Source organism: Pseudoalteromonas sp. S1610 (assembly GCF_005887465.1).
Taxonomy (GTDB): Bacteria; Pseudomonadota; Gammaproteobacteria; order Enterobacterales; family Alteromonadaceae; genus Pseudoalteromonas; species Pseudoalteromonas undina.
The window spans coordinates 1-248 of the sequence record NZ_PNDI01000146.1; the positions used below are offsets into that span (position 1 = coordinate 1).

A 248-nucleotide genomic window follows, 5' to 3' on the forward strand; every position below is an offset into this window, starting at 1 on the left:
TAAATATATTAGCTCAAGCTTTAATCCTCGCCGCTTACACCCTGTTACAGGACAAGGAAAAGCCCACCGAGGTATTGACTACGCTGCGCGAACAGGCACGCCTGTGGTCTCATCAGGTAATGGTATAGTTATCAAAGCGGGCTACAGTAAATATTACGGTAATTACGTATTTATAAGCCAAGGTACACAATACGTTACTAAGGACTTGCACCTTAACAAACGCCTAGTTAGAACAGGGCAATAAATCA

The 248-nt window shown here is 42.7% G+C and carries 1 pseudogene; it reads left to right on the plus strand.

Annotated elements, in window-relative coordinates:
* A pseudogene (locus CWB77_RS18155) lies at positions 1-241 on the plus strand (peptidoglycan DD-metalloendopeptidase family protein); the annotation flags it as partial.
* Between the last annotated feature and the right edge of the window lie 7 nt (positions 242-248).